The sequence below is a fragment of the Ewingella americana ATCC 33852 genome (assembly GCF_000735345.1).
GTDB lineage: Bacteria > Pseudomonadota > Gammaproteobacteria > Enterobacterales > Enterobacteriaceae > Ewingella > Ewingella americana.
Genome location: NZ_JMPJ01000038.1, coordinates 53,431 through 72,951, shown reverse-complemented (window position 1 = coordinate 72,951; position 19,521 = coordinate 53,431). Strand labels below are relative to the sequence as shown.

22 protein-coding genes are annotated in these 19,521 nt (G+C 55.9%); 10 read left to right on the top strand and 12 right to left on the bottom strand.

Annotation, left to right across the window (positions count from 1 at the left end; all coding sequences use genetic code 11):
- Positions 1–144: 144 nt before the first annotated feature.
- The gene (locus tag GEAM_RS06425) at positions 145–1,140 is read right to left on the bottom strand and encodes an aldo/keto reductase (RefSeq protein WP_034789673.1); all 996 of its coding nucleotides are present in this window, start codon (positions 1,138–1,140) and stop codon (positions 145–147) included.
- A gap of 153 nt (positions 1,141–1,293) precedes the next feature.
- Positions 1,294–2,040: an SDR family oxidoreductase gene (locus GEAM_RS06420; protein ID WP_034789671.1), complete on the bottom strand. Its 747-nt coding sequence runs from the start codon at positions 2,038–2,040 to the stop codon at positions 1,294–1,296.
- Positions 2,041–2,168: 128 nt separating this feature from the next.
- Between GEAM_RS06420 and GEAM_RS06415 the strand changes: the two genes are divergently transcribed.
- On the top strand, positions 2,169–3,113 hold the full coding sequence (locus GEAM_RS06415; RefSeq protein ID WP_034789669.1) for a LysR family transcriptional regulator: 945 nt from the start codon (positions 2,169–2,171) through the stop codon (positions 3,111–3,113).
- On the opposite strand, the gene GEAM_RS06410 is transcribed toward GEAM_RS06415, so the two are convergent.
- Positions 3,105–3,740 (bottom strand): TetR/AcrR family transcriptional regulator, encoded by a 636-nt coding sequence (locus GEAM_RS06410; RefSeq protein ID WP_034789838.1) that lies wholly within the window; start codon positions 3,738–3,740, stop codon positions 3,105–3,107. The two genes, GEAM_RS06415 and GEAM_RS06410, sit on opposite strands and share 9 nt — an antisense overlap.
- Positions 3,741–3,815: 75 nt before the next feature.
- Here GEAM_RS06410 and GEAM_RS06405 point away from each other — a divergent pair, with 75 nt between their 5' ends.
- The 3 genes from GEAM_RS06405 to GEAM_RS22585 all read left to right on the top strand — a co-directional run bounded on the left by GEAM_RS06405 (position 3,816) and on the right by GEAM_RS22585 (position 5,373).
- Positions 3,816–4,682 carry an aldo/keto reductase family oxidoreductase gene (locus GEAM_RS06405; RefSeq protein WP_034789667.1) on the top strand — a complete coding sequence of 289 codons (867 nt, stop codon included), beginning with the start codon at positions 3,816–3,818 and terminating at the stop codon, positions 4,680–4,682.
- A gap of 268 nt (positions 4,683–4,950) precedes the next feature.
- Complete coding sequence (locus tag GEAM_RS06400; RefSeq protein WP_034789664.1) at positions 4,951–5,211, top strand: helix-turn-helix domain-containing protein; 261 nt, start codon at positions 4,951–4,953, stop codon at positions 5,209–5,211.
- A 66-nt stretch (positions 5,212–5,277) separates the two neighbouring features.
- Positions 5,278–5,373, top strand: a complete 96-nt coding sequence (locus GEAM_RS22585) for an ash family protein (protein ID WP_244956598.1) — start codon at positions 5,278–5,280, stop codon at positions 5,371–5,373.
- A gap of 14 nt (positions 5,374–5,387) precedes the next feature.
- Here the strand turns inward: GEAM_RS22585 and GEAM_RS06395 are convergent, their stop codons facing one another.
- The gene (locus GEAM_RS06395; RefSeq protein ID WP_034789662.1) at positions 5,388–5,969 is read right to left on the bottom strand and encodes a TetR/AcrR family transcriptional regulator; all 582 of its coding nucleotides are present in this window, start codon (positions 5,967–5,969) and stop codon (positions 5,388–5,390) included.
- Between the two features lie 176 nt (positions 5,970–6,145).
- Here GEAM_RS06395 and GEAM_RS06390 point away from each other — a divergent pair, with 176 nt between their 5' ends.
- Positions 6,146–6,529: a tautomerase family protein gene (locus GEAM_RS06390; RefSeq protein ID WP_034789659.1), complete on the top strand. Its 384-nt coding sequence runs from the start codon at positions 6,146–6,148 to the stop codon at positions 6,527–6,529.
- Positions 6,530–6,587: 58 nt separating this feature from the next.
- Here GEAM_RS06390 and GEAM_RS06385 read toward each other — a convergent pair whose 3' ends face one another.
- Positions 6,588–7,505: a DMT family transporter gene (locus GEAM_RS06385; protein WP_034789656.1), complete on the bottom strand. Its 918-nt coding sequence runs from the start codon at positions 7,503–7,505 to the stop codon at positions 6,588–6,590.
- Positions 7,506–7,726: 221 nt separating this feature from the next.
- On the opposite strand from GEAM_RS06385, the gene GEAM_RS06380 reads away from it, so the two are divergent.
- Complete coding sequence (locus GEAM_RS06380; RefSeq protein ID WP_100936742.1) at positions 7,727–8,431, top strand: DUF2461 domain-containing protein; 705 nt, start codon at positions 7,727–7,729, stop codon at positions 8,429–8,431.
- 36 nt (positions 8,432–8,467) lie between these two features.
- Here GEAM_RS06380 and GEAM_RS06375 read toward each other — a convergent pair whose 3' ends face one another.
- Positions 8,468–9,397 (bottom strand): alpha/beta hydrolase, encoded by a 930-nt coding sequence (locus tag GEAM_RS06375; protein ID WP_034789650.1) that lies wholly within the window; start codon positions 9,395–9,397, stop codon positions 8,468–8,470.
- Positions 9,398–9,521: 124 nt separating this feature from the next.
- Between GEAM_RS06375 and GEAM_RS06370 the strand changes: the two genes are divergently transcribed.
- Entirely contained in the window at positions 9,522–10,442 is a 921-nt protein-coding gene (locus tag GEAM_RS06370) for a LysR family transcriptional regulator (RefSeq protein ID WP_034789648.1), read from the top strand.
- A 59-nt stretch (positions 10,443–10,501) separates the two neighbouring features.
- Here GEAM_RS06370 and GEAM_RS06365 read toward each other — a convergent pair whose 3' ends face one another.
- The 3 genes from GEAM_RS06365 to GEAM_RS06355 all read right to left on the bottom strand — a co-directional run bounded on the left by GEAM_RS06365 (position 10,502) and on the right by GEAM_RS06355 (position 14,796).
- On the bottom strand, positions 10,502–11,671 hold the full coding sequence (locus GEAM_RS06365) for a cupin domain-containing protein (RefSeq protein WP_034789646.1): 1,170 nt from the start codon (positions 11,669–11,671) through the stop codon (positions 10,502–10,504).
- 317 nt (positions 11,672–11,988) lie between these two features.
- Complete coding sequence (gene fhuE, locus GEAM_RS06360; protein WP_034789643.1) at positions 11,989–14,055, bottom strand: ferric-rhodotorulic acid/ferric-coprogen receptor FhuE; 2,067 nt, start codon at positions 14,053–14,055, stop codon at positions 11,989–11,991.
- Between the two features lie 288 nt (positions 14,056–14,343).
- A complete protein-coding gene (locus tag GEAM_RS06355) occupies positions 14,344–14,796 on the bottom strand; it encodes an MEKHLA domain-containing protein (protein ID WP_034789641.1) in 453 nt (150 codons plus the stop codon).
- Positions 14,797–14,987: 191 nt separating this feature from the next.
- Between GEAM_RS06355 and GEAM_RS06350 the strand changes: the two genes are divergently transcribed.
- The 3 genes from GEAM_RS06350 (at position 14,988) to arsC (ending at position 17,137) form a co-directional block, all read left to right on the top strand.
- Positions 14,988–15,326 carry a metalloregulator ArsR/SmtB family transcription factor gene (locus GEAM_RS06350; RefSeq protein WP_034789639.1) on the top strand — a complete coding sequence of 113 codons (339 nt, stop codon included), beginning with the start codon at positions 14,988–14,990 and terminating at the stop codon, positions 15,324–15,326.
- Positions 15,327–15,411: 85 nt separating this feature from the next.
- A complete protein-coding gene (locus GEAM_RS06345; protein WP_034789637.1) occupies positions 15,412–16,695 on the top strand; it encodes an arsenic transporter in 1,284 nt (427 codons plus the stop codon).
- Between the two features lie 10 nt (positions 16,696–16,705).
- Positions 16,706–17,137: an arsenate reductase (glutaredoxin) gene (gene arsC / locus GEAM_RS06340; protein ID WP_034789634.1), complete on the top strand. Its 432-nt coding sequence runs from the start codon at positions 16,706–16,708 to the stop codon at positions 17,135–17,137.
- On the opposite strand, the gene GEAM_RS06335 is transcribed toward arsC, so the two are convergent.
- From GEAM_RS06335 to GEAM_RS06325, 3 genes are read right to left on the bottom strand one after another with little or no spacing between them, the layout of a single operon-like run.
- Positions 17,112–17,459, bottom strand: coding sequence for a DUF2493 domain-containing protein (locus tag GEAM_RS06335; RefSeq protein WP_034789632.1), 348 nt, complete (start codon positions 17,457–17,459; stop codon positions 17,112–17,114). The two genes, arsC and GEAM_RS06335, sit on opposite strands and share 26 nt — an antisense overlap.
- Before the next feature lie 40 nt (positions 17,460–17,499).
- Positions 17,500–19,167 (bottom strand): Na/Pi cotransporter family protein, encoded by a 1,668-nt coding sequence (locus tag GEAM_RS06330; protein ID WP_034789630.1) that lies wholly within the window; start codon positions 19,165–19,167, stop codon positions 17,500–17,502.
- Positions 19,168–19,169: 2 nt separating this feature from the next.
- On the bottom strand, positions 19,170–19,424 hold the full coding sequence (locus GEAM_RS06325) for a hypothetical protein (protein WP_051899426.1): 255 nt from the start codon (positions 19,422–19,424) through the stop codon (positions 19,170–19,172).
- Positions 19,425–19,521: the final 97 nt, after the last annotated feature.

Here is a 19,521-nt window from a genome sequence, read left to right as displayed (position 1 = left end):
GCAGATTAGTGCATTCCGTTATCAGTAACGTCCGCTCCTGGCACATAGCTGAATTTACCCAGCCCCTATCACCACCACGGCCTTCATTATTAAAAGACATAGCCTAACCCAGCGGGATGTCCCCACCCCGCCGGATAAACAGCATTAACCCATATTCGGCGTTTCAGCCTGTGGGGCAATTAAGCCTTTGTTTCTTAAAGCTTGCCAGAAGCCCTGCGGGATAACTTCTGCCATTGCTTTGCTGTCTTCGATAAGGCGCGAAGGTCGGCTGGCGCCGGGGATCACTGCGGCGAACAGTGGCTCGGCCAGCGGGAATTGCAGAGCGGCGGCTTTAACATCTACCCCGTACTGGCGGGCGATGTCGTGAATGACTTTGACCTTCTCGAGGATCTCCGGCGACGCCTCGCTGTACTCAAAATGCTTGCCGCCCACCAGCACGCCCGAGCTGTAAGGGCCTCCGGCGATAAACTCGGCGTTCTTGGCTCTCGCCTTGGCCAGCAAACGTTGCAGAGGTTGTTGGTGATCGAGCAGCGTATAGCGGCCTGCCAGCAGGAAGCCGTCTGGGCGCACGTCATCGAGGTCCAGCAGCAGTTCGCAAGGCTCGACGCGGTTCACGCCCAGCCCCCAGCCCTTGATAACGCCCTCTTCTTTTAGCCGAGAAAGTGCTTTAAAAGCTCCTTTGCGAGCAATATTGAAATGCTCGATCCACTCGTCGCCGTGCGCGTCCTGAGCCACGTCGTGGACAAACACTAAGTCCAGACGGTCCGTTTTCAGCCGCTCCAGACTGCCCTCAATAGAGCGCATAGTGGCATCTGCCGAATAATCGGTCAGCATCTTGTTCTGGTTACCCAGCCCAAAAGCCCCGGCGCGAGGAGCAGCGTGCAGCTCGTCAGAAATGGGTCGCCCGACCTTGGTACTTAAGGTGTATTCACTGCGCTTATACTTCGCCAGCGCCTCGCCGAGTCGGCTTTCAGACAGGCCAGCGCCATACAGCGGCGCAGTGTCAAAGAAGCGGATCCCCTGCTGCCACGCGGCTTCCACCGTTTCTGCGGCCTCTTCGTCAGACAGCGCGCGGAACATATTACCCAGAGGGGCGGTGCCGAAGCCAAGGCGGCCGATGATCTTGTCTTTAAAACTCATAATTTTCTCCAATGTATGTTTCAGTCGTAGCCATAATAGATGTCACTTAGCATTTATACAATAAATGTTATATGACATTTATTTTGAGGGGCGAAAAACACAATGAAGAAGGAAGACGTGTCGGCAAGCAGAGTGCCGACACGGGAGGCTGCGTTAAGCCTGTTGGCGAGTTGGCCGGAAGACGATTTCATTCACATCCATATCCTCGGGCTGCTCGATGGCGAAGATAATGGCGCGGGCGAATGAGTCAGCCGAAATAGCCGTAGACTGGTAGAACCCCTGCATCCCCTTGGCGACGTCAGCCTCGGTAATGCTGGCGGGAAGCTCAGTGTCCACCGCCCCCGGCGACAAAATAGTGGTGCGGATATTCCAAGGTTTTACCTCCTGCCGCAGCCCTTCCGACAGGGCGCGCACGGCAAATTTGGAGGCAGAATAGACCGTGCCGTTAGGCATGATCTTGTGCCCGGCAACCGATGCCACGTTAACAAAATGGCCGGACATCTGGCGCTGCATGTGCGGCAGCGCCGCCGCGATGCCATAAAGCACGCCCTTGATGTTCACATCGATAGTGCGCTCCCAGTCTTCAACTTTTAGCCTTTCCAGCGCCGAAATGGGCATCAGCCCGGCATTGTTAACCATCACGTCAACTCGCCCGAAGGTCTGCACCGCGCCGTCCACCAGCCGTTTTACATCATCAAGACGCGTGACGTCGGCCTCGACGGCAATCGCCCGATACCCTTCGCCATTCAGCTCGTCCGCCAGCTGTTGCAGGCGTTCGATACGCCGCGCGCCCAGTACCAGACAAGCCCCCTGCTGTGCCAGTCGACGTGCGGCGGCCAGCCCAAGACCACTGCTCGCGCCGGTGATCACAATGACTTTGTCTTTGATGTTGTTGTTCATAGCAAGCTCCGAAAAATGATGTCAGAGCCGATGTTAGGTAAAAGAGTAGCAAGCCACTAGTAGGCCAATTATTGACTCAGTAACAAGTAGAGGTTGATACTCGACGCTCTATTAGGAGAGGAATTGCCATGCCTGTTAGCGACCTGCGCGCCATCGAAACCTTTATCAAAGCCATCGAACTGGGCAGTATTCGCCGAGCCGCAGCGGCTCAGGGAGTCAGCCCACAGGCGGCGAGTCAGGCGCTGGCGGGCCTTGAGCAGCGGCTCGGTGTGCGCCTGCTGCATCGCACCACCCGCAGTCTGGCGCTGACCACCGAAGGCCAGCAGTTTCTTGATGCTGCCCAGCCCGCGTTGGCGGCATTGGAGCGAGCCGGGGATCGGGTGCGTAATGTGAAAGACGCGATTGCGGGCCCGCTGCGCATTGTCGCGCCAAAGTATTCGTTTTTGCCGGTACTTTGGCCGCTGCTCGACGAGTTCTGCGGACGCCATCCCGACGTCGAGCCGGACATCAAACTCGACGATCGCATTGGCAGTTGGGTGGAAGATCGCACCGACGTCGGCTTTCGTATTGGTCAGCCGCCGGAAGACGGTGTCTCGGTTCGCCGCCTGTTCGCCATGCAGCTAATTGTCTGCGCCTCTCCGGCTTATCTCGCCCGCCACGGCGCGCCGCAGAATATCGAGCAATTGGCCGCGCACCGTTGCAGCACCTTTCGCCACCCCGGCTCGGAGCGCGTGCTGCCTTGGCTGCTAAAAGTGGATGGCGAAGTGACTTCAGTTGACGTGCGCCCGGCGCTGTCGAGCAACGACGCACAGCTCGAGACTCAGGCGGTGCTCTCAGGCCACGTGATTGGCCTGCTCTCCGGTCTGTCGGCGGCCGCGCCAATCCGCGCCGGACGGCTGGTGCCGCTGCTCACCCAGCACGTCACCGACCATATGAGTGTTCACGTCTATTACGGCAGCCGCGCGGCCCAGCCATCAAGGGTTCGGGCCTTTATCGACCTGACTATTGAAAGGCTGCTGGATGCGCCGGACTACGTGCTCAGCCCTCAGGAGTTGGCAGAAAAGTCAGGCTGAATCGCCCCCGCCGCGCCGAAAATAACCCTGTAGCAGCAGAGTCAGCTGCTCGGGCAGATGCTGGTCGAACTCGGGAGAGGAAAGCCCCTCCAACAAGGCGCGCACCGGGCCTGCCAGCGCGCCGAGGGCAATGGCCGCCGTGACATCCGGGTCTTTAAACTGGGCGTCGGGCGCACTCACCAGCATGGTTGAAACCGCCGCCGACATCCGCCGATGCACAATAGCCACCACGCGCGCGCCGTCGCGCTCGGCCGCCACGCGATACAGCGCCTTTGATTCCTCGGTGTCGTGCAGTTTTGCCGCTAAAAACTCCTTCACCAGCCTTGCCGCCATGACATCCACCGGCTGGCCCTGACAGGCGGCGCACACCTCTTCAACCGCCGTCGCCACCCTCTCCAGATGATAAGCCAGCACCGTCGCCAAAAGCGCATCGCGGTTGGGGTAATACTGGTAGACGCTGCCTACCGAGATGCCCGCGCGCTCGGCAACCCGCGTCGTGTTGCATCGCGCAAGCCCTTCTTGGGTCAAAACCTGAATGGTTGCCGTATGTAAAGCCGCAACCGTGGCAGCCGATCGGGCCTGAACTGGCGATTTACGGGGCTTGAGCGTCTTAGGAGGTGTGTTCATAAATGCGAATTCTAAACCTGAAGGATGATTCATATACTTGTACTTCCCTTACTCAGCGAAAGCAAGAAGACAACTATGACAAGCATCGATAAAAGCGGCACATTCAACCTTGGCACGCGCAGTGTAAAACGTCTCGGCTATGGCACTATGCAGCTCGCCGGTCCGGGCGTGTTCGGCCCGCCAAAAGATAAACAGGCGGCGCTGGCCGTGCTGCGCGAGGCGGTGGCATCTGGGGTAAATCACCTTGATACCAGTGACTTTTACGGCCCGCACATCACCAATCAGCTGGTGCGCGAGGCGCTTCATCCTTATTCCAGTGACCTGACGATTGTCACCAAAGTGGGCGCGAAGCGTGGCAGCGACGGCTCATGGCTGGCGGCCTATTCGGCGCAGGAACTGACCTCGGCGGTGCATGATAACTTGCGCAATCTGCAACTGGACGTGCTCGACGTGGTTAACCTGCGCATTATGTTTAATGCTCACCAACCCACGGAAGGCTTGATAGAAGAGCAGCTGAACGCGCTGGCCGAGCTACAGCATCAGGGGCTAATACGCCACATTGGGGTGAGTAATGTCACCGCGAATCAGGTCGCCGAAGCGCGCAGTATCGCGCCGATTGTCTGCGTGCAGAATATGTACAATTTGGCTCATCGCAAGGACGACGCACTGATTGACGAACTGGCAGAGCAAGGCATCGCCTACGTGCCGTTCTTCCCGCTCGGCGGCTTCAATCCCTTGCAGTCAGCGGGTTTGCAGCAGGTGGCGGATGAGCTGAATGCCTCAACCATCCAAGTGGCGTTGGCTTGGCTGTTGCGCCGTTCGCCGAACATTTTGCTGATCCCCGGCACCTCGTCGGTGAGCCATTTGCAACACAACCTCGCCGCCGCCCAGCTGGATATTCCGCAAGACGCGATGGATAAACTGAATCAGCTGGCGGGCTAACCCATTCATGGGGTCAATGTAACTCATTGCAATACAGGAATTTTTCTTGGAAAGCGTGCCGCAGAATAGAACTTAGCCGCTTGGTTAAGGCTTCTGACTTAACTATAGTTGCCTTGCTGCGGCAAAATCCGCAGCTGGGAGTGAGAACCTAAAATTCTGAAGGGGATACTGCATAAACCTAATAAGGAAACACATATGACACTCCCTCACAGCTCGACCTTTTTGCCCTTCCTCGCCTTGGCTTTTCAACTGCAAGGAGTGGCAAATCATGAATAAACAAGACTGGCATCAGGCAGATATCATTGCCGCGCTGCGCAAGAAAGGCACTACTCTCGCCGCCGTGTCCCGTGGCGCGGGGCTGAGTTCCTCCACGCTGGCAAACGCGCTATCGCGCCCGTGGCCGAAAGGGGAAATGCTGATCAGTCAGGCAATTGGCGTGAACCCTGCCACTATCTGGCCCAGCCGCTATTTTGACGCCAACACCAAAACGCCGCTCCAGCGAACATTTCGCGCCCCGCGCTGTAAATAAAGGCTAAAGCTAAGGCGCGGAGCCTGACCATAAGAACAGCCCGCGCCTTATAGCGTTTTGAGACAGGTGGCTCAGGCAGAGCAACCTTCGGGTTGGCTGGTATCCTTGTTTGCCGGTACTGCGAACCCTGTCTGGGCTACCACCAAAACTTTCGCAGCTTAGGTGGCAGCTAAATTCTAGGACTCGGCGTTTTTAATCTCCGCCAAGAGCTGCGCTTTCGCCACAGAGATAAAATCATCCGCCACCGAGTAGCCGCTGTTAGCGCGGGCTAGGATCAGCGCGCCGACCATGGTCGATACCGCCGCCAGCGCCTTCGCGTGGTTGCTCTCCCCGGCGGCAAAAATCTCTACCAGCTTCTCAGTGCCCTGATGGAACGCCTCGCGCACCGGCTTATCTTCATCTTCTCGCGCTACGTCGCTCGCCAGCGAAGCCAGCGGGCAGCCATCGCCCATGTTCTTGATATTTGAAGATGAGAGATAGTGCTCCACCAGCGCCTTCTGTTTTTCGGCCAACGTCTCGCCGGACGCCGCTTCGTCTTGCCAGTTGTGTACTGCCGTGTCGAAAGCGTTGGCGCAGGCAATGGCGATCAGCTCATCTTTGGATTTGAAATGACCGTAAAAGCCGCCGTGAGTCAGCCCGGCGGCGGACATCACGTCTGCGACGCTGACTTTCAGCCCCTGCTCGCGAAACAGTCTTGATGACACTTCCTCGATCAGCGCGCGGTTGCGCTCGGTTTCGGCTTTAGATACCCGTGGCATAGGACAGACTCCTGCTAAACTTGGCAATAGATGATATTTATCATATTACAATTTGCGCCATTGCTCTACGGCTGATGCTGGATTAAATATCCCTTGCCAAAAATAAAGTATAGTCGTAATTTATTTTTCAAGCAGTACAGCATTTAACCCTTCCCCTATAAAACTGGAGACTGACCATGCCGATCGTACGCGTTGATATCATCAAAAACTCCGATAGCAGCTATATCGGGAAAATTGGCAAGATAATCTATCAGGCGATGCGCACCGCCATTAATGTGCCGGACAAGGACAACTTCCAAATTTTGAACGAGCACGCGCGAGACCACTTCGTCTATGACCCGGAATATCTGGGCATTCAGCGCACGGACCAGACGGTGATCATTCAAATCACCCTCAATGAAGGCCGAACTGTCGATCAGAAAAAGGCGCTGTATAAGACCATTGCCGACCAGCTTGCGCAGCAGTTAAGCATCCCGAAAGGCGACGTGTTTATCAGTCTGGTTGAAGTGAAGAAAGAGAACTGGTCGTTCGGCAACGGCATAGCGCAATACGCCGAGTAACAGAAGAATAAGCCGTGAAAACGCCATGACGACAGCTGCGTCATGGCGTGTGAAAGGCTTAACGCGAGAAGCGCTTGGCGCCAAACACGCAGGCCAGAACCCCGGCCATGACGGCGATCATTGAGGGTTGAATGGTCTCTTGCAGCAACCATCCTGCCAGCGCCAGCCCGAAGAAAGGCTGCAGCAGCTGGAGCTGGCCGACAGCGGCGATGCCCCCCATCGACAGGCCCCGATACCAGAAGATAAAGCCAATTAGCATGCTGAAAATCGACACATAGCCGAGGGAAGCCCACGCCTGCGGGCTGGCGACCGGCCAGCTTGCCGGGGCGGCGTACCACGCCAGCGCGAAGGCCACCGGCAGCGAAATAACCAGCGCCCAGCAAATAACTTGCCAGCCGCCCAGCTTGCGCGTCAGGACCGCGCCTTCAGCATAGCCCAGCCCGCAAAGCACCACGGCTGCTAGCATAAACAGGTCACCCAGCCACGAACTGCCCGAGCCTTGGCTGAGCGCAAAGGCCGCCACCAACAGGCTTCCCAGCACTGAAAAAGCCCAAAATGCCGGGCGAGGACGCTCGCCGCCGCGCAACACGCCAAAGCAGGCGGTCGCCAATGGCAGCAGGCCGATATACACCAGCGAGTGCGCCGAGGTAGTGTGTTGCAAGGCCAGCGCGGTAAGCAGCGGGAAGCCAATCACCACGCCGAGTGCCACCAGAATCAGCGGGATAATGTCCTGCTTCTGCGGGCGTTTTTGCGCCGTCATCAGCAGCATAGCGGCCCCCAACAGCCCGGCGATCAGGGCGCGCACGGCGGTTAAAAACAGCGGATCGAACTCCAGCACCGCCACCCGCGTGGCGGGCAGCGATCCACTAAAAATCACCATGCCCAAGAAACCATTAATCCAGCCCTGCGTTGCGCGTTTTCCTTCTGCGCCCTCAGCCCCGCCACGACGCCCTACTTCTGCCGTTTGACTACCCATTCCCAGACTGCCCCGCTGATTATTATTAAAATTTTAAAAGGTGAGTGAACTGCTCCGGCCACCATTTTGCACGGCGTGCGCCACAAATATAGACACACTTTGCACAAATAATAGGGAGACACTTTTGATTGCTGCTTTAATCTGCCGCTGTCTTCGGCAATACTGGGTGTATAAACAGCCTGTGTAAACGCACAGGCGGCGACAGTTAACCACGAGGGACGATCATGGGCGCGTTTTCCGGTTTCAACCAGCAGGGTTTGACCTTCCTGCTGCAACTCAGCCAGAACAACAATAAAGAGTGGTTTGAAGAGCATCGCGAGGTATATCAAGAGAACGTGCTCAGCCCGTTTCGCCATCTGGTGTCGGACCTAAGTCAAGATATGCTGGTGATTGACGAACTGTTTGAAGTGCGCCCGTCGATTGGTAAAACCCTGTCGAGAATGCACCGCGACACGCGCTTCTCCAACGATAAGTCGATTTACCGCAGCAATATGTGGCTGTCGTTTAAGCGTTCGCGCAAGAACTGGACCGACGCCCCGACTTACTTCTTCGAGCTGGGGCCTGACTGGTGGCGCTACGGGCTGGGCTACTACAGCGCGACGCGCGTCACCATGGACCTGTTCCGCCAGCAGTTGAATCAAAAACCCGAGGAGTTCCTCAAGCTGGCGCGCCGCATTCCGTCGCATTTCACGGTGGAAGGTGACAGCTACAAACGCCCGCTGGTGAAGGATCAGCCTGCCGAAATCGCCACCTGGTACAACAAAAAGTCCTTCGCGCTGATTAGCCATCATCAGGATATGGAGCCGCTGTTCTCCGGTAAGTTAGCAAGTCAGCTCAGTCAGGACTTCCACAAGCTGGCGCCGCTGTACGACATGTTGATGAAGATTGAAGGCATGAAGAAGAATCAGATGCAGTTTGATGAGTGAAACCAGCCAGCGAGGCTGACTGGTTGGGCGGGAGACTTAGTGCGCGTCGCCTTGCAACACTTGCTCAATAAAGCGGGCAGAGTTGGTCATCGCCTGCATCGCTTCCGGCAAAATGGTGGCGTAAAAATGCCAGGCGTGGAACATGCCGGGCCACACCTCCAGCGTGACGCGCACCCGATGGTCGCCAAGGTGCGTCGCCAAACGCATGGCGTCACTGAGCATCACTTCGTTTTCACCAATTTGAATCATGATTGGCGGCAACTCGGTAACGTCGGCAAAAACCGGCGACGCCATCGGATGGTTTGGCAAGGCGTCTCCCAAGAAGCTGCGCGCCAGCAGGTTCAGGCTTTCACGGCTACAGGCTGGGTCATAGCCATCGCGGTTGAACATCGACGCGCCGGTGTGTTCAAGGTTAGCCCACGGGGAGATCGCCACGCCTCCGGCAGGTAGCGCCAGCCCCTTGTTGCGTGCCGCCACCATCACGCTGACCACCATCGCGCCGCCCGCTGACTCCCCGGCCAGCACGATGCTTTTCCCCGCAATGCCCTGCTCTAGCAGCCATTCATAAGCGCGAAGCACATCATGAATTGGCGCAGGGAATGGGTGTTCAGGCGCCAGCCGGTAATCCGGCAGATAGACCCTCGCGCCCACCAGCTTGGCATAGTTGCCACCAATCCCCGCGTAGCCTTCTGGCGAGCCGACCAGATATCCGCCGCCGTGGATATACATCACCACAGCGTCAGTTTTCAGCTCGTCCGGCGTGATGAGCAAGCCCGGCACGCCACCCATGTCCACCGACGTCAGACTGACATCCTCGGGGTGAGGCTGTTTGGCCTGCATGGCGTTATAAGCCGCGCGCACCTGATGGATATCCGACGCCGAGTTGTCGCCCCTAAGCACTGGCCCCAGCGCCGATAAAATCTGGTTACTTTCCGCCAGCGCGGCCTGAGTTTTTTGATTCAGCATGACCTTTCCTCTTCTATGATTTGCGTTGATTCACGACAGAAGAGAATGCTATAGAAAACATTGGGGAATGTGTTTCCCCACTTGGGGGAAGTAAATAGCCACAAATCGCGGCTGGGAGAACAGCGTGGAGCTGAACAGTATCAATGACATCGCCGCCTTTGTGGCCGCGGTCAGAGCAGGAAGCTATACCCGCGCGGCGGTCACTCTGGGGCTGACCCGTTCGGCCGTCGGCAAGAGTATCGTGCGTTTAGAAACCCGGCTCGGCGTGCGGCTGTTGAATCGCACCACCCGTAGCCTGAGCCTGACCGACGAAGGGCGGATTATGTATGAGCGCTGTCGGCAGATTTTAGAAGATCTGGAGGAAGTGGACAGCACGATGGCGCTGCGCCGGGTGGTGCCGACCGGTAGGCTGAAGCTCACCGCCTCGCAGTCGTTTGGTCAGCGCCACATTCTGCCGCTGGTCGGCGAATACCTGCGCCAGTGGCCCGAGCTTCAGGCGGATGTCTCCTTCTCCGACCGTTATGTCGATATTGTCGAGGAGGGTTTCGACATCGCCATTCGCATTGGTGATGAGCGCGACGACTCGCGGCTGCTATCGCGCACCATTGGCTGGCAACAGGTGGTGACCTGCGCCTCGCCGGAGTATCTGCAACGCAAAGGCATTCCGCAGCGACCAGAAGATCTGTTCAACCACGATAATCTGTTTCTGGCGGGCGTGATGCGTCGCCGCGACTGGAAGTTTAAAACGCCGGAAGGAATTTACAGTTTTGACTGCCCCGGAAGGCTGAATATTGATAGCGCAGAGGCGATGCGCGAGTCAGCGCTGGCGGGCTTCGGCGTTATTAATATGCCGACGTATCTGACTGCCGAAGACATTAAAACGGGCCGGCTGGTGCCCGTGCTGGGGGCCTTTAATATGGAGCCGGAGCCTATCCGTCTGCTCTACCCGAGCAAGCAGCACCTCTCGCCGCGCATTCGCGGGTTTATTGATTTGCTGGTAGAGCGTTGGGCCGACGGCGTGCCTTGGCATCTTCCAAATTTATAAACTGTTGTATAAAAAAACTGCCGCACGAGGCGGCAGTGGAGGATGACAAGTCGGGCGGGTTATTTCGCGCCTTTGGAGATAACCAACTTCTCCGCTGGGCGTGAGTTCCACTCTTCTTCGGTGGTGTCGAAGTTCTGTGCCAGCACGTAAGACGGGGTTTTCGCCAGCCAGTCTGACAGGGAAATGTCCTGATAGATGCCGTTATCCAGCACCACCAGCACTTTCAGGTCTTCGTCGCCGGTGTTTTCGATATAGTGACCAAAGCCCTGTGGCACATAGCCGACGTCGGTAGCGACAAACTCTTCGGTTTGCGCGTGGCCGTGTGAGCCGAAGACGGTCATGCGGCCTTTGCCAGAGATGTAGTATTGCCACTCATTGGCGTTCGGGTGCCAGTGCAGTTCGCGCACCGCGCCCGGCTTCATAATTTCAATCACGCCGGTCATGGTGGTGGAGACCGGGAACTCTTTGGAAGACACGATGTGAACGCTGCCGTCTTCGCTTTCAAAGAACGGTGGCTCGCTCAGCAACGGGTAGTGGTGTTTCAGCTTGGAATCATCTCTTCCGCCATTGTCGTGCGCCAGTGGCAGTGCCGGTGGAACGCGGCCAGCGACAATATAGGCTTCGCCCTGCTTGGCTTTAGAGAAAATAGACGACGGCATATTGGTGCTTTTCGCCAAGACTTCTTTTGGCATGTGGGCAATCCAGTCGGTAATACTGAATGTACCGAACTCGGAGAAATGGCCGTTATCGAAAGTCAGAATAAAGTGCGCGCCGCCTTCCAATGCTTGAATGGAATGACCGTAGCCTTTCGGGAAATACCACACATCGCCTTCGCCAAAGTCAGCGACTTCAGAGGTGCCTTCCGGGTCAATAATAGTGATCCGCGCTTTACCGGAAATCATATAAGCCCATTCAGCGGCAATAGCATGCCAGTGCAATTCACGCACCGCGCCCGCTTCGAGGGTCATATCAACCCCGGCAATACCTTCGGAAATAGGGAATTGTTTTACCGTCGCTTCACGCGCCCAGCCACCGGGCAGAGAGCGTTTTTCACTGTCGGAAAATTTATATTTATATAACCCTTTGGCATCTTTTTTCGGCACAAAGGAGGTTGGCGGGACAATATTACGGTTTTCATCGGCAGAGGCCGTGTTAATCATGGCACTGGCCAGGCTGACTGTCGCTGCACCAGCGGCAGACATTTTCAACATATCACGACGTGTAAGCATTTATATTCTCCTTAAAGAATACAAATGATAGACAGAATTTAATTATTTATAGGTTTTTTGTTTATTACATTTTGTTGATATATGACCAGAAAGTTACAACGCTAAACCGTTGATAAATAGCGATCAAATAGCAACTATCAATTTCCGAGGGAAACTATTTTTTTGGATTTAAATCACATTAAACCGGCATAAAATCACGTAAGCCAATTTCCCGTTTTTCCGCCTCAAATATGAGAATGAGAATTAAAACCTAGCGATATATATTCCATTATATATCGCTATTTTGCTAACTGATATTAGTTCTCAATTTTAATCGGTTAAAAAGTATATCCGACAGTAACCGAGGCACTGCGCGGCGCGCCATAAACCGCGTAAGACGACAGATAGTCGTAATACTCTTTGTCGAACAGGTTATTAACGTTGGCCTGCACCGAAAGCTGGCGCGTTACCTGATAACGGCTGAACAAGTTGACCAGCGCGTAACTCCCCTGCTCCACGCGCATATTACCCTGCGGGCCGTCAGCATATTGGAAAGTGGTGTTTTGCCAGTTCACGCCGCCGCCAAGGCTCAGGTCCGGCAGCATCGGCAACTGGTAGCGGGTAAACAGCTTGAGGGTGGTGCGCGGCAAGTCTGAGTTAACCGCATTGCCATTGTTGTCGCTGGCAACAAAGCGCGAGCCGCCGAAGGTCATTTGCAGGTTGTCGGTCATTGCGCCGTTGACCTCAAACTCCACACCTTTGCTCACTGTGCCGTTAACCGCGTGATAGGCCGACTCGGTGGTGCCCGGAATATAGGTGCCGTCTTCCTGCGCCAGATTATCCTGCTCGATGCGGAACACCGCGACGGAAGCCGTCAGGCGGCTGTTGTTCCAGTCCCCTTTCACGCCTGCTTCGTAGTTCTTGCCTTGAATGGGATCGAGGTAATTTTTGTTGCTGTCGCGCTGGGTCTGCGGCTGGAAAATCGAGGTGTAGCTGGCATAGGCCGACCAAGTATCATCAATGTCATACACCACGCCCGCGTAAGGAGTGACGTCGGTTTTATAGCTGGTTGCCGTGGTGCCGTCGGCGCGCCAGTCGGTGTAACGTGCGCCGACAATCAGCGACAGCGGGTCAGCCAGCGAAAAGCGCGCGGCGGTATAGGCCGACTTCTGGCGAATGGTGTCCTTCGAAAGATCAGCCCAGTCACTCCACTGCGGGTCGGCGGTGTGACCATTCCAGTTGTTGTAATTGCCAATATCCTCTTCGGTCAGCGTGGCCTGCGTGTTGCGATACTGATTGCGCTGCCTGCTGTAGCTAGTGCCGACCATCAACTGGTGCTCACGGCCTAATAGCTCGAAAGGTCCGTTGGCGAAGGCGTCCACCGAATCCACTTTGCGAGTGCCGGTATTCCAGCCGCCGTAGCCCATCACGCCCGCGCCCGTCTGTTTGTCCGGGAAGCCGGAGCCGTACATCATTTTGGTATCAAAATCGGTTTCGGCATGGGTGCCATTAAGGCGCGCCTGCCAGCCGTTATCAAACTTTTGCGTCAGATTGGCGAAGACCTTTTTTGACTCGATATCGGAATAAGCCCAGTCCGGCGCGGCGTTAAAGCTGCGGTCGAAATGGGTGCGGCTGCCGTCGCTATACCACGTCGGAATGCCGCCCCACGTTGGGTTGGTGGTGTCGTTTTGCTGGTAGTCGTAGCCGAGTGAGAGCTGGGTGGAGTCCGTCAGGTCGGCATCCACCACGGCGTAGAGGAATTTTTTCCGATAGTGATAACGGTCCAGCCAAGTGTCGTTGTCCTGATATCCGGCAATGACGCGGCCACGCACCTTGCCTGATTCAGTAAGCGGCGCGGATAAGTCGCCCACGATGCGCTGCTTGTCCCAGCTGCCGTAGCTGCCGGTGACCGAGCCTTGGAACTCTTTGCTGTCGGCATGCTTACGCACCATATTCACCGCCGCCGACGGGTTGCCCGCGCCGGTCAGCAGGCCAGTCGCGCCGCGCACCACTTCGATTCGGTCATAGATTGCAGTGTCTGAGCCGCCGTCGCCGAAGTTCCACACCGGGCTGAGGGTGGTCGGAATGCCGTCAAACAGGAAGTTATTAATGAAGAAGCCGCGCGAGTAGTAGGTCGAACGGTCTGAGTCGATGTTGCTGGCGGTAATGCCGACGGTATTGTTGAGCACGTCACCCACGGTTTGCAGGTTTTGGTCCGCAATGCGCTGCTTGCTGATAATGCTCACCGATTGAGGAATATCGCGCGGCACCAGCAGCATCTTCGTACCGGCGGTAGTCACCGGCACGCTATAGTCCTGCACCGCACTTTCGCCCTGCTCCGGCGCGGTGGCGCTCACTACGACGGTGTCATCCGCAGCCTTCGCCGGAGCCGCCTGTTCTGCCATCACCCCTTGGTATGATGAAGCCACAAATACCGCAATTACGGAGAGAGAAAAGCGTCCGCCAGAGGTCTTTAACTCTTCCTTTGTATTTTTTATATTCACTGCGCAAACCCCAAACAATAAAAAGAATGAGAATCATACGCATTGCCTTTTGATCAGTAAATCAATTAAACATACTAAAAATCCTAAGAATTATCCCCAATAAAAAAGCCCCGCTTAAACCGCCACGGAGCTTTGATCTGCGCGGCTTAAACTCAGCCTTGGCGCAAAAACGGGTCCACTTTGACAATATTACTGGCGGGGAAATGGCCAAAACAGCGCTGCCTGACCCCACACATCGTCCGTGTTGAAGCCTAACTGCCACACTTCGCCGTCATAAATGATGAACGTCTCGCCGAATTTATCCACTCGCGGCCCCTGATAGTTCTTGGCGATACCGTCGCGGGTTACGGTGTCTAATAGCACCTGACGTTCGGCGCGATCCATCGGCCCTGCGCTGAGGCGGGATGGCAGTTGCACCATCTCTTCGGGGCTGTATTTGAAGCAGTTCAGCGCGCACTGGTTGGCGTAGAAGAACACCGGATCAGGCCCACGGCCGTGGGCCAGAATGCTGTACGGCGCTTCGTTATGCAGCCACTGGTAGCGATCTTCCACCTCTTCCGGACAGAACAATCCCTGCCCCGTCAGTTGCTTGTAGCACTGATCGATTTTTTTTAGATTTTCTATGTCATTGGACAACGCCATGTTTACCCCCTGAAATTCAACCTGTCGAAATGTGAGTTAATCCTGCAATAAAACTCAATGAGGCTCTGTGGCTGAAAACGCAAAATAGTTCCCAATAAATGTAAACCTCACCGGCCAGCAACACATATGCTTTACTGAATATGTTTTCAGCGTTATGCTGCCGAACATTGTTTACAACTAAAGGCATTGGCATGTCATCACTTACCGCACTGCAACTGTTTAAAAATATGTCAGATGACACCCGTTTGACCATTATTTTATTGCTGAAACAGGCAGGCGAACTCTGCGTATGTGAACTGACTGCCGCCCTCGAACTCTCGCAACCCAAAATCTCCCGCCATCTGGCAATGCTGCGCGAAAGCGGCCTGCTGCAAGACCGGCGCAGTGGGAAATGGGTGCATTATCGTCTGTCGCCACACATCCCGGTGTGGGCCGCGGCCATTATTGACCAAGCCTTAATGAGCCAGCAGCAGCACATCGCCCAGCTTGCCCTGCGCGCCGCGCAGAACTGCGCCGTCCCGGCGGAATAACTGATTTTTTTGCCCTAAGACAGATTAGGAAAAATTTTATCTAAACATATATGAATTTTCATATATTAAGCATGATGGAGGCAGTATGATTTTGGCGGTGGCAATTTTTGTTTTCACCCTAGTCTTGGTGATTTGGCAACCCAAAGGCTTGGGTATCGGCTGGAGCGCCCTGCTCGGCGCGGTGTTGGCGCTGGTGTCCGGGGCGGTGCATCTCAGTGATGTGCCGGTGGTGTGGAATATCGTGTGGAACGCCACCGCGACGTTTATCGCGGTGATCATCATCAGCCTGCTGCTGGATGAGTCCGGCTTCTTTGAGTGGGCGGCGCTGCACGTGGCACGCTGGGGAGGCGGCAAAGGCCGCTGGCTGTTCACCTATATTCTGCTGCTGGGCGCGGTGGTGGCAGCGCTGTTTGCCAACGACGGCGCGGCACTGATCTTAACGCCCATCGTGATTGCCATGCTGCTGGCGCTGGGCTTTAGTCGGGGAGCCACACTGGCTTTCGTCATGGCGGCGGGCTTTATCGCCGATACCGCCAGCCTGCCGCTGATTGTCTCCAATCTGGTGAATATCGTCTCCGCCGACTTCTTCAAGCTCGGCTTTAATGAATATGCGGCGGTAATGGTGCCGGTGAATATCGCCTCGATTGCCGCCACGCTCTTGGTGCTGCACCTGTTCTTTCGCCGCGAAATCCCCGCTACTTATGACCTTGGCAAACTGCAACAACCGCGTTTGGCCATTCGTGACCCGAGGACCTTTAAAACCGGCTGGCTGGTGCTGGTTCTGCTGTTAGTCGGCTTCTTTGGGCTTGAGCCGCTGGGCGTGCCGGTCAGCGCGGTGGCGGCGGTTGGCGCACTATTGCTGTGGGCGGTAGCTAAACAGCAACGCGTTATTGATACTGGCAAAGTGCTGCGCGGCGCGCCGTGGCAGATAGTGGTGTTTTCGCTGGGCATGTATCTGGTGGTCTATGGTCTGCGCAATGCCGGGCTGACCGACATGCTTTCCTCCCTGCTCAATCGCTTTGCCGAACACGGGCTGTGGGCCGCCACGCTGGGTACCGGTTTCCTCACCGCCTTGCTCTCTTCAGTGATGAATAATATGCCGACGGTGCTGATTGGCGCGCTGTCGATTGACGCCAGTACCGCCAGCGGCGTTATCAAACAGGCCATGATTTATGCCAACGTGATTGGTAGCGATTTGGGGCCGAAAATCACCCCGATTGGCAGTCTGGCAACCCTGCTCTGGCTGCACGTTTTGGGGCAGAAAGGCATCAAGATTAGCTGGGGATACTACTTGCGCGTCGGCATCGTCATGACCCTGCCCGTGTTGCTGGTCACCCTGTCGGCGCTGGCCTTGCGTTTATCACTCTGAGGAAAATGTTATGACTCAATCTAATGTGAAGATTTATCACAACCCGGCCTGCGGCACCTCGCGCAATACGCTGGCGATGATCCGCGCCACCGGCACAGAACCCGAGGTGATTTTATATCTCGACACCCCGCCGTCGCGCGATGAACTGCTGCAACTGATTGCCGCGATGCGCATTTCACCCCGCGAGCTGCTGCGTAAGAATGTTGAGCCTTACGCAGAGTTAGGGCTGGCCGAGGATAAATTCAGCGACGACCAGTTGGTTGATTTCATGCTGGCCGCGCCGATTTTAATTAACCGCCCAATAGTGGTCACGCCGCTAGGCACGCGGCTGTGCAGGCCGTCGGAGCAGGTGCTGGCTATTTTGCCGCAGCCGCTGACGGAGCCATTTATTAAAGAAGATGGCGAAGTGGTCGAGCCTATATCTCCACTTCAATCACTTTAATTCCGGCGTTCCTCGCCAGTTTGATGCAATCCGCCGTGTCCTCCCCGCCGGGGAAAGCCAGCAGCAACTCCGGCTGGCTGTCCTCGAGCATAAACAGGTTGCGGCGGATTTCGGCATATTTGCCATACAGTGACCAGTTGGCCGGGTAACGCACCACGTGAGCACTGTTTTCCCTCGCCCAGCCCTCTATTACCCCGCCCAGCGATTGGTGGCCGCCGTGAATAACCACCGAAATCGCTATCGACTGATGATATAAATCCAGCACCCGAGTGACGGAATGAATATCGGCATAAAACCGCCCGGCGCAAATTAACACTCTCATTATTTCTCACCTTTTATATTTAGGTTGTTGTTATTATTTTTTAAACTTCAGGCCTGTTTTCACTGATTAACATCTCGTCGTTGCCTAGGCGTTCAATAACGGGATAAGCAATAGCGGCAATATGATGATGTACACGACGATAATCACGTAATACGCGTTGGAATATATCTCCAGATTCCGCCCATGCATTTTTATCCTCCCGCAGCTTTTTAAAATGCTCACGGCTGGCCGACGCCTCAAGTTGGCGAATCGACTCTTTACGCGCCACTAGCTGGTGCGCCGCCGAGAGGTCTTCCCCCAAGAATGCGGTCACCGCCAGACGCAGGCTGGTGAGCACTTCCCAGTGCAGCAGCCGGATGTTGTTCAGCTCGAACTCGTTGAACAGCTCGCCACGGCGCGAACGGCGCGTCGCCAGCTGGGTCAGGTTGCTGGAGAGAATGTCCCCGGCATGCTCGAAGTTGATCACAAACATCAAGATCTCCTGCGCACGGTCGGCATCCGAGTCACTCAGGCCGTCTTGGCCGAGGTCGGCCAGATAGGCGCGAACCGCCGCGCTGAGCAGATCTAGCGACTGATCGACCTGACGGATTTCGTCGGCGACGCCCTGCTCCAGATGCTGGAACAGCACAAACAGCCGGTCGAGCATAATGGTCAGCATGTCCGCCACGCGCAGTGATTCGCGCACCGCGTTAGACAGCCCGAGGTAGGCGACGTCTAGCCCCGCTTCGTCGAGATACATCGGCAGACCGGGGTCGCCAACGCGCTCTTCTTCCGGGAACAGCGTCTCCAGCACGTGCGCCAGTGGAGAGATAAGCCCGATAAACACCAGCGCCAGCACCATGCTAAACGCGGTGTGGAACCACACCACCAGCTGCGGCGTGGTCAGCGCCAGACTTCTCGCGAAGTCGGCCAGCAGCGGCAACAGCAGCAGCGCCACCAAGCTGCCCAGTACGCGAACCAGCAGATTGCCAATCGGCAGGCGGCGCGCCACCGGCGTTCCAGCACTGAATACCGGCGGCAGCGCACCGCCAATATTTGCGCCCAACACCAGCACCAGCGCGGTCTCCTGATTCATCACGCCAGTGGTCGCCAGCGAGGCAATCAGCAAAATAACCGCCACGCTGGAGTGGCAAATCAAAGTCAAGATGATGGCGACCATCAGGGCAATCAGGGTGTCGCCCTGTAGCCCCTGCATCACCGCGTGAAACACCGGCGTTGACTCAATGTGCTCAAGCGTAGTGCCCAGCAGGCTGAGTGCCAGCAGCATCAAACCCAGACCAATCATGGCGCACCCCGCGCTTTCAAAGCTGGAGTGGTCACGCATTTTGAACACCACAAAGCCGCCCAGCATCAGCAGCGGGATAGCAATCGCGGTGTTGAAGCTCATCAATTGCACCACCAGCGTGGAGCCAATATTGGCGCCCAGCATGACCGCCAGCGCCGGAGACAGGCTGAGCGTCCCGGCGGCGGTAAATGAAGTGGCCATCAGGCTCACGGCGGTGCTGCTTTGCAAGATGCCGGTGATACCAATGCCGGACAGCAGCGCCATCCAGCGGTTGCTCAAATGGCGGCCCATCCAATGACGCAGTTGGGTGCCGAATCCGCGCTGTAGCGCGGTGGAAATCATATGGCTGCCCCACAATAGCAGGGCAATGGCGCCAGCCAGGTTAATTAACAGGGTGGTTCCAGACTGAGTAGCTACGAACATAATTATTCCCCCTTTTTCAGGGATGGTGCTTTGGTAAAACGCAGTAACCTGATCGAAATTCGATTAATAGCGCTGGCGAAATCTAAAATAGTTTTAGTTTGGGTATAACTTATCTGCTCCTTGCTGTACCACTTAATAGAGTTAACGCGCAGGGTGCGGGTTATTTTCATTAAAAATAACACCACCCCAAAGATGATCTTATTTTTAATCAGTAAAATAACGCCACGCTTAGGATTGAATAAATAAGCGTGTTTCATGGTGACTTCCTAAAATTCTATAACGCTTTTCCCTGAATCATCCGGGTGCCGTAATAGCGCGACACCCGGATGAGGTCACATCAATAAAGCGATTTTC

Bases quoted from the DNA above. Each gene is read 5' to 3' on its own strand.
- GEAM_RS06425 (WP_034789673.1), bottom strand. From the start codon at position 1,140: ATGAGTTTTAAAGACAAGATCATCGGCCGCCTTGGCTTCGGCACCGCC.
- GEAM_RS06420 (WP_034789671.1), bottom strand. From the start codon at position 2,040: ATGAACAACAACATCAAAGACAAAGTCATTGTGATCACCGGCGCGAGC.
- GEAM_RS06415 (WP_034789669.1), top strand. From the start codon at position 2,169: ATGCCTGTTAGCGACCTGCGCGCCATCGAAACCTTTATCAAAGCCATC.
- GEAM_RS06410 (WP_034789838.1), bottom strand. From the start codon at position 3,740: ATGAACACACCTCCTAAGACGCTCAAGCCCCGTAAATCGCCAGTTCAG.
- GEAM_RS06405 (WP_034789667.1), top strand. From the start codon at position 3,816: ATGACAAGCATCGATAAAAGCGGCACATTCAACCTTGGCACGCGCAGT.
- GEAM_RS06400 (WP_034789664.1), top strand. From the start codon at position 4,951: ATGAATAAACAAGACTGGCATCAGGCAGATATCATTGCCGCGCTGCGC.
- GEAM_RS06395 (WP_034789662.1), bottom strand. From the start codon at position 5,969: ATGCCACGGGTATCTAAAGCCGAAACCGAGCGCAACCGCGCGCTGATC.
- GEAM_RS06390 (WP_034789659.1), top strand. From the start codon at position 6,146: ATGCCGATCGTACGCGTTGATATCATCAAAAACTCCGATAGCAGCTAT.
- GEAM_RS06385 (WP_034789656.1), bottom strand. From the start codon at position 7,505: ATGGGTAGTCAAACGGCAGAAGTAGGGCGTCGTGGCGGGGCTGAGGGC.
- GEAM_RS06375 (WP_034789650.1), bottom strand. From the start codon at position 9,397: ATGCTGAATCAAAAAACTCAGGCCGCGCTGGCGGAAAGTAACCAGATT.
- GEAM_RS06365 (WP_034789646.1), bottom strand. From the start codon at position 11,671: ATGCTTACACGTCGTGATATGTTGAAAATGTCTGCCGCTGGTGCAGCG.
- fhuE (WP_034789643.1), bottom strand. From the start codon at position 14,055: ATGGCAGAACAGGCGGCTCCGGCGAAGGCTGCGGATGACACCGTCGTA.
- GEAM_RS06355 (WP_034789641.1), bottom strand. From the start codon at position 14,796: ATGGCGTTGTCCAATGACATAGAAAATCTAAAAAAAATCGATCAGTGC.
- GEAM_RS06350 (WP_034789639.1), top strand. From the start codon at position 14,988: ATGTCATCACTTACCGCACTGCAACTGTTTAAAAATATGTCAGATGAC.
- GEAM_RS06345 (WP_034789637.1), top strand. From the start codon at position 15,412: ATGATTTTGGCGGTGGCAATTTTTGTTTTCACCCTAGTCTTGGTGATT.
- arsC (WP_034789634.1), top strand. From the start codon at position 16,706: ATGACTCAATCTAATGTGAAGATTTATCACAACCCGGCCTGCGGCACC.
- GEAM_RS06335 (WP_034789632.1), bottom strand. From the start codon at position 17,459: ATGAGAGTGTTAATTTGCGCCGGGCGGTTTTATGCCGATATTCATTCC.
- GEAM_RS06330 (WP_034789630.1), bottom strand. From the start codon at position 19,167: ATGTTCGTAGCTACTCAGTCTGGAACCACCCTGTTAATTAACCTGGCT.
- GEAM_RS06325 (WP_051899426.1), bottom strand. From the start codon at position 19,424: ATGAAACACGCTTATTTATTCAATCCTAAGCGTGGCGTTATTTTACTG.